This window comes from Streptomyces sp. NPDC043680, from assembly GCF_056436685.1.
Genome location: NZ_JBWKCE010000012.1, coordinates 191,705 through 199,276 on the forward strand (window position 1 = coordinate 191,705; position 7,572 = coordinate 199,276).

The window sequence follows — 7,572 nt, forward strand, 5'->3', positions numbered from 1 at the left end:
GCCCCCTAGCATTCGAGCCATGACGGTCCTGCCTGACGACGGGCTCTCCCTGGCCGCCGAATTCCCTGACGCGACGCATGAGCAGTGGCAGCGCCTGGTAGAGGGCGTGCTGCGCAAGTCGGGCAAGGATGTATCCGGCGAGGCAGCGGAAGACGCGTTGTCCACGAAGCTTCAGGACGGGCTCACCACCCGCCCGCTGTACACCGCGCCGGAGACGGCTCCCGACACCGGCTTCCCCGGGTTCACCCCCTTTGTCCGGGGAGGCAGCCCCGCGGGCAACTCCCCCGCCGGCTGGGACGTACGCCAGCGGCACCTCGGCACCGACCCCGTACGGGTGAACGAGGCGATCCTCGCCGACCTGGAGAACGGGGTGACCTCGCTCTGGCTGAGCGTGGGCGGCTCCGGACTGCCCGTCGAGGCCCTCCCCCGCGCCCTCGACGGGGTCTACCTCGACCTGGCTCCGGTGTCCCTGGACGCGGGCGCCGAATACGCCGAGGCCGCCCGGGCCCTGCTGCGCCTGTACGCCGAGCGCGAGGTGCCCGCCGGAGCGGCCCGCGCGAGCCTGGGCGCCGACCCGCTGGGCCACGAGGCGCGTACCGGCACCGCCCTGGACCTGGCCGAGGCGGTCGAGCTCGCCAAGACCGTCGCCGCCGGCCACCCCGGCATCCGCACCCTCACCGTCGACGCCCTGCCCTACCACGAGGCCGGTGGCTCCGCCGCCGAGGAGCTGGGCCTCTCGCTGGCCACGGGCGTCGCCTACCTGCGCGCCCTCACCGACGGCGGGCTCGGTCTCGAAGCCGCCCTCGGCCAGTTGGAGTTCCGCTACGCGGCGACCGCCGACCAGTTCCTGACCATCGCGAAGTTCCGCGCCGCCCGCCGCCTGTGGGCCCGGATCGCGCAGGCCTGCGGGGCCCCGGAGGCGGGCGCCCAGCGGCAGCACGCGGTGACCTCCCCGGTGATGATGACCCGCCGCGACCCGTGGGTGAACATGCTGCGCACCACCGTCGCCTGCATGGCGGCGGGCGTGGGCGGCGCGGACGCGGTCACCGTGCTCCCCTTCGACCACGAGCTGGGCCTGCCGGACGCCTTCGCGCGCCGCATCGCCCGCAACACCTCCACCATCCTCGTCGAGGAGTCGCACCTGGCCCGGGTCGTCGACCCGGCGGGCGGCTCGTACTACGTGGAGCAGCTCACCGACGAACTCGCCCACGCCGCTTGGGAGTTCTTCCAGACGGTGGAGCGGGCGGGCGGCCAGGCCGCCGCCCTGCGCTCCGGGATGGTCGCCGAGCGGCTCGCCGCCACCTGGGCCGAGCGCGCACAGAAGCTCGCCAAGCGCCGCGAACCCGTCACCGGTGTCAGCGAGTTCCCGCTGCTCGCGGAGAAGCCCCTGGAGCGCGAGCCCGCTCCCGCACCGCCGACGGGCGGACTGCCGCGCGTCCGGCGGGACGAGGCGTACGAGGCGCTGCGCGCCCGCAGTGATGCGCATCTGGCGGCGACCGGCGCCCGGCCGCGGATCTTCCTCGCCGCGCTGGGTCCGGCGTCCGCGCACACCGCGCGCGCCACCTTCGCCGCGAACCTGTTCCAGGCGGGCGGTGTGGAGCCGGTGCACGACCCGGTCTCCGTGACCGACCGGACGGCGGCCGAGGCCTACACGGCGAGCGGCGCGGACGGCATGGCCGTGCTGTGCTCCAGCGACGCGCTGTACGAGGAGCAGGCCGAGGCGGTGGCCGCGGCCCTGCGTGCGGCGGGCGCGACGACCGTCTTCCTCGCGGGCAAGCCCGGCACCGCGGCCGGCGCCGTGGACGAGTACGTCTTCGCCGGCTGCGACGCGGTCGCCGTGCTGTCCTCCGTACTCGACCGGATGGGAGTCGCTCTGTGAGCAGCATCCCCGATTTCTCCGCCCTCCCGCTGGACGGCCCGGCCTCGACCGGGTCGGAGGACCTGTGGCGCGCCGCGGTGAAGGAGTCCACCGGGAGCGCCACCGGCGACCTGTTGTGGGAGACCCCCGAGGGCATCGGCGTGCAGCCGCTGTACACGGGCCGGGACCTGGAGGGTCTGGACTTCCTGCGGACCTACCCGGGCATGGCCCCGTACCTGCGCGGCCCGTACCCGACGATGTACGTCAACCAGCCCTGGACCATCCGCCAGTACGCGGGGTTCTCCACGGCCGAGGAGTCGAACGCCTTCTACCGGCGCAACCTCGCGGCCGGCCAGAAGGGGCTGTCGATCGCCTTCGACCTGCCCACGCACCGCGGCTACGACAGCGACCACCCGCGGGTGACGGGCGACGTCGGCATGGCGGGCGTGGCGATCGACTCGATCTACGACATGCGCCAGCTGTTCGACGGCATTCCGCTCGACAAGATGACCGTGTCGATGACGATGAACGGCGCGGTGCTGCCGGTCCTCGCCCTCTACATCGTGGCGGCGGAGGAGCAGGGCGTCTCCCCCGACAAGCTCGCCGGGACCATCCAGAACGACATCCTCAAAGAGTTCATGGTCCGCAACACCTACATCTACCCGCCCAAGCCGTCGATGCGGATCATCTCCGACATCTTCTCGTTCACTTCGCAGAACATGCCCCGGTACAACTCCATCTCGATCTCGGGATACCACATCCAGGAGGCCGGGGCGACGGCCGACCTGGAGCTCGCGTACACCCTCGCGGACGGCGTGGAGTACCTGCGGGCCGGGCAGGCGGTCGGGCTGCACGTGGACGCCTTCGCTCCGCGGCTGTCCTTCTTCTGGGCGATCGGCATGAACTTCTTCATGGAGGTCGCGAAGCTGCGCGCCGCCCGCCTGCTGTGGGCGCGCCTGGTCAAGCAGTTCGACCCGCAGAACCCCAAGTCCCTTTCGTTGCGCACCCATTCGCAGACCTCGGGTTGGTCGCTGACCGCGCAGGACGTCTTCAACAACGTGACGCGTACGTGTATCGAGGCGATGGCGGCGACCCAGGGCCACACCCAGTCGCTGCACACCAACGCCCTCGACGAGGCGCTGGCCCTGCCGACGGACTTCTCGGCGCGCATCGCCCGCAACACCCAGCTGCTGCTCCAGCAGGAGTCGGGGACCTGCCGGTCGATCGACCCGTGGGGCGGGAGCGCGTACGTCGAGAAGCTGACGTACGACCTGGCGCGCCGGGCGTGGCAGCACATCGAGGAGGTCGAGGCGGCCGGCGGTATGGCGCAGGCCATCGACGCGGGCATCCCGAAGCTGCGCGTGGAGGAGGCCGCGGCCCGCACCCAGGCGCGCATCGACTCCGGGCGGCAGCCGGTGATCGGCGTCAACAAGTACCGGGTGGAGAACGACGAGGCGATCGACGTCCTCAAGGTCGACAACTCCTCGGTGCGCAGCCAGCAGATCGAAAAGCTGCGGCGGCTGCGCGAGGAGCGGGACGAGGCGGTCACGCAGGACACGCTGCGGGCGCTGACGAACGCCGCCGACCGCGGGGACGGCAACCTGCTCGCGCTGGCGGTGGACGCGGCCCGCGCCAAGGCCACGGTGGGTGAGATCTCGGACGCCCTGGAGAAGGTGTACGGGCGCCACGCGAGCCAGATCCGTACGATCTCGGGTGTGTACCGCACCGAAGCAGGGGAGTCCCCGTCCGTGGAACGCACCCGCGGCCTCGTCGACCGGTTCGAGGAGGCGGAGGGCCGCCGTCCGCGCATCCTGGTCGCCAAGATGGGCCAGGACGGACACGACCGCGGCCAGAAGGTCATCGCGACGGCCTTCGCCGACCTGGGCTTCGACGTGGATGTCGGCCCGCTGTTCCAGACCCCGGCGGAGGTGGCCCGCCAGGCCGTCGAGGCGGACGTCCACGTGGTGGGCGTGTCGTCGCTGGCGGCCGGCCACCTGACCCTCGTACCCGCGCTGCGCGAGCAGTTGGCGGAGGAGGGGCGCGAGGACATCATGATCGTGGTGGGCGGGGTGATCCCGCCGGCGGACGTGCCGACGCTGCTGGAGATGGGCGCGACGGCGGTGTTCCCGCCCGGAACGGTCATCCCGGACGCGGCCCACGACCTGGTGACGCGGCTGGCCGCGGATCTGGGTCACGAGCTGTAGGCGGCCGCCGGTGCCGAAGATCGACATCGAGGCGTACGCGAAGGGGGTGCTCGACGGGAAGCGCGCGTTCATCGCGCGCGCGATCACGCTCGTCGAGTCCACCCTGCCCGCCCACCGGGCGCTGGCGCAGACCCTGTTGACGCAGCTGCTCCCGCACGCGGGGCGGGCCCGGCGGATCGGGATCAGCGGGGTGCCGGGCGTGGGCAAGTCCACGTTCATCGACGCGTTCGGCACGATGCTGACGGGCCTGGGCCACCGGGTGGCGGTCCTCGCCGTCGACCCGTCCTCGACCCGTACGGGCGGCTCCATCCTGGGCGACAAGACCCGGATGGAGCGCCTGTCGGTGGACCCGGCCGCCTTCGTGCGCCCTTCGCCCTCCGCCGGGACCTTGGGCGGGGTCGCCAAGGCGACCCGCGAGTCGATGATCGTGATGGAGGCCGCGGGCTACGACGTCGTGCTGGTGGAGACGGTCGGCGTCGGCCAGTCGGAGACGACCGTGGCCGGGATGGTCGACTCCTTCCTGCTCCTGTCCCTGGCCCGTACGGGCGACCAGCTCCAGGGCATCAAGAAGGGCGTCCTGGAACTGGCCGACGTCCTCGCGGTGAACAAGGCGGACGGCCCGCACGAACGCGACGCCAAGGCCGCGGCGCGTGAACTGTCGGGCGCGCTGCGGCTGATGCATCCGGCCGACGCCGCGTGGACCCCGCCGGTGCTGACGTGCAGCGCACGGGAGTCGACGGGCCTGGACGAGGTCTGGAACCGGCTGGAGCAGCACCGTCGGCTGCTGGACGCAGGCGGCAGGCTGGCCGCGAAGCGGGCGGGGCAGCAGGTGGAGTGGACGTGGTCGATGGTCCGGGACGAGCTGCTGGAACGCCTGCGCGCCTCCCCGGCGGTACGCGACCTGGCCCCGGCCCTGGAGGCCCGGGTCCGCGAGGGCTCCCTCACGCCCACCCTGGCGGCGGACCGCATCCTGGGCGCTTTCGGCCAGGCCTGACGGCCGGTCAGGCCTGGTGATCGGCCGGGCCTGACCCCTCGGCCAGGCCCGGCGGTCAGGCCGAGGGGTCAGGCGTCGACCAGCACCGGGCCGGCCGCGGCCAGCGTCTGCCGGAGTACACGGGCCTGCTCCGCCGGGTCGGTGGCGGCCAGCAGGGCCGCGAGGACGGCGATCCGGGCCTGGCCCGCGCGCAGCGTGCCCGTCGGGATCGCTCCGGCCGCGACCAGGTCCACCGCTCCGCCGTGCGTGTAGATCTCCGTGACCGGGCCCGCCGCGACGCGTGTGGTCAGGGCCACCAGCACACCGCGGGCCACGGCGGCCTTCACCGCGTCCACGATCTCCGGGGTGGCATTGCCCGCGCCGGTGCCGATGAGGACGATGCCCCGGGCCCCGGCCTCGACGGCGGCGTTCAGGAGCACCGGGTCGCCGTCCGCGTGGTGCATCACCATGTCCACGCGCGGCGGCAGCTCCGGCATCGCCGGCAGGCGCAGCGGCTCGGAACGCTGCGGCGTGCGCAGCACGGTGACCTTGCCGAAGCCGATCTTCCCGAGCAGCTCCTTGGAGGGGTCGGCGAACGCGTCCAGCGCCACGGCCTGGGTCTTCACCGTGCCGCGGGCCGCGTGGACGCGGCCGGCGAAGGCGATCAGCACGCCGAGCCCGCGGGTGGTCGCCGCGGTGAGCAGGGCGTCGTAGAGGTTGCCGGGGCCGTCGCCGTCCGCGGTGCCCATGGGCCGCTGCGAGCCGGTGAACACGACACTGCGCGGGTCGTGGTGGTGGAGGTCGACCAGGAAGGCGGACTCCTCCAGGGTGTCGGTGCCGTGCGTGACGACGATGCCGTCGACTCCGGGGTCGGCCAGCACCTCGTGCACGGTGCGCAGCAGGGTCAGCTGGTGGGCGGTGGTGAGCCGGGGGCTGTTCACGCTGAACAGGTCCACCACCTCGACGGTGATGTCCTCGGGCAGCGGCGCGGTCGCCACGACCTCGCTGCCGTCGGCGTCGGCCGCGAAACCGGAACCCTGCCAGCGGCTGGCTATCGTGCCGCCGGTGCTGATGAGGACGATCCGTCCCATGGCCACCCTTTCCCTGCGTACGGGTGATACCTCGTACAAACGTGCTGACCCGCAATGATAGAGAGATCAAGGCGCAACGCGATTGCGAGTTCCCCCTCTCCTGTCACAAACAGTGGGGGATGATTGCGTGATGGACGCCATTGACCGAGATATCTTGCGTGAGCTCCAGGCCGACGGCCGGCTCAGCAACCAGGAACTGGCCCAGCGCGTGGGCCTGACCCCCTCCCCCTGCATGCGCCGCGTACGCCAGCTGGAGCAGGACGGGGTGATCCAGGGCTACCGGGCGGTGATCGACCCGGAGGCCGTCGGCCGGGGCTTCGAGGTGCTGGTCTCGGTCGAGGTGCGCCGCGACCGCGAGGCGGTCGAGTCCTTCGAGGCGGCCCTGCAGGACATCCCCGACGTCATCGAGGCCTACCGGCTCTTCGGCAGCCCGGGCTGCCTGCTGCGGATCGCCGTCGCGGACCTGCGCGCGTACGAGCGCCTGTGGATCGAGAAGCTGACGGCGCTCTCCGGCGTCACCGAGGTCAACTCCCAGATCATCATGAAGCGGATCAAAGAGCCCACGGGTCTGCCCGTGTGAGACCGGCGCCCGTGTGAGACCGGTAACGACGGCGTCTCGGGCAGTGGGCCGATATTGACCGGCGACGCGTTTTAGGTAAGCCTTACCTCGCTTGATGGTGGGGTCCGATGGATCCCATTCCGCTTATCTCCCGGAGTCCCTCCCATGCTGTCGTCGGTCGCCTCTGCCCCTGCTTCCGTTTCCGCTCCCCGCGAGCCGGCGGGACGGCCGGTCCGCGTGTACGACTCGTGGTGGACGGTTTCGGCGGCGGCGCTCGGCGCGGTGCTCGCACTGGTGGGCGTCCTGTGGTTCTCCCTCCACATACGCACGGACCCGGCGCTGCACACGGCCGCTCTCTTCGCCCATCTCGCCTCCCTCGTCCTGGGCTTCGGCGCCGTGCTCTCCGCGGACTACCACGGCATGCTCTGGGCGCTCGGGCGGTGCTCCTTCGAGGAGGTGCTGTCGGCCACGTCCCGGCTCCACGTCCCGATCTGGGCCGGGCTCGGCGGCCTGGTGGCGAGCGGGGCGATGCTCCACCCCGACCTCGGCTCCCCGCTGACCGCCGTCAAACTGGCCCTCGTCCTCGCCCTCACCCTGAACGGCCTCCAGGCCGGCCTGCTGGGCCGCCGCCTCGCCGCCTCGGCGGGCAGGCCGATCCGGCGCCGGATGCTGGCGTGGGGCGGGGCGACCGCGCTGGTCTCCCAGGTGTGCTGGTGGGGCGCGGTCGCCATCGGCTTCCTGAACAGCAACGGCTGACCGCCGGCAGCGGCCCGCCGCCGCGGCGGCCGACCGTCAGTAGCGGTAGTGGTCCGGCTTGTACGGGCCTTCGACCTTGACGCCGATGTACTCGGCCTGCTCCGGGCGCAGGGTGGTCAGCTTGACGCCGA

7 protein-coding genes are annotated in these 7,572 nt (G+C 72.4%); 5 read left to right on the plus strand and 2 right to left on the minus strand.

All coding sequences use genetic code 11. The features are described 5' to 3' along the window. The first annotated feature begins 19 nt into the window (after window positions 1-19). From AC0666_RS23695 to meaB, 3 genes are read left to right on the plus strand one after another with little or no spacing between them, the layout of a single operon-like run. A complete protein-coding gene (locus AC0666_RS23695; RefSeq protein ID WP_478708247.1) occupies window positions 20-1,879 on the plus strand; it encodes a methylmalonyl-CoA mutase family protein in 1,860 nt (619 codons plus the stop codon). After that, entirely contained in the window at window positions 1,876-4,062 is a 2,187-nt protein-coding gene (gene scpA / locus AC0666_RS23700) for a methylmalonyl-CoA mutase (RefSeq protein ID WP_478708248.1), read from the plus strand. The genes AC0666_RS23695 and scpA overlap by 4 nt, the downstream gene beginning before the upstream one ends. 10 nt (window positions 4,063-4,072) lie before the next feature. After that, window positions 4,073-5,056 carry a methylmalonyl Co-A mutase-associated GTPase MeaB gene (gene meaB, locus AC0666_RS23705; RefSeq protein ID WP_361713961.1) on the plus strand — a complete coding sequence of 328 codons (984 nt, stop codon included), beginning with the start codon at window positions 4,073-4,075 and terminating at the stop codon, window positions 5,054-5,056. A gap of 68 nt (window positions 5,057-5,124) precedes the next feature. On the opposite strand, the gene AC0666_RS23710 is transcribed toward meaB, so the two are convergent. After that, entirely contained in the window at window positions 5,125-6,126 is a 1,002-nt protein-coding gene (locus AC0666_RS23710) for an asparaginase (protein WP_468971456.1), read from the minus strand. Window positions 6,127-6,256: 130 nt separating this feature from the next. On the opposite strand from AC0666_RS23710, the gene AC0666_RS23715 reads away from it, so the two are divergent. Together AC0666_RS23715 and AC0666_RS23720 are read left to right on the plus strand one after the other, a co-directional pair. Further along, window positions 6,257-6,706: an Lrp/AsnC family transcriptional regulator gene (locus tag AC0666_RS23715; protein WP_468971454.1), complete on the plus strand. Its 450-nt coding sequence runs from the start codon at window positions 6,257-6,259 to the stop codon at window positions 6,704-6,706. A gap of 216 nt (window positions 6,707-6,922) precedes the next feature. Further along, window positions 6,923-7,441: a hypothetical protein gene (locus AC0666_RS23720; protein WP_478708249.1), complete on the plus strand. Its 519-nt coding sequence runs from the start codon at window positions 6,923-6,925 to the stop codon at window positions 7,439-7,441. 36 nt (window positions 7,442-7,477) lie between these two features. Here the strand turns inward: AC0666_RS23720 and AC0666_RS23725 are convergent. Next, the coding region (locus tag AC0666_RS23725; protein WP_351650166.1) for an adenosylhomocysteinase at window positions 7,478-7,572 on the minus strand (95 nt) is incomplete at its 5' end.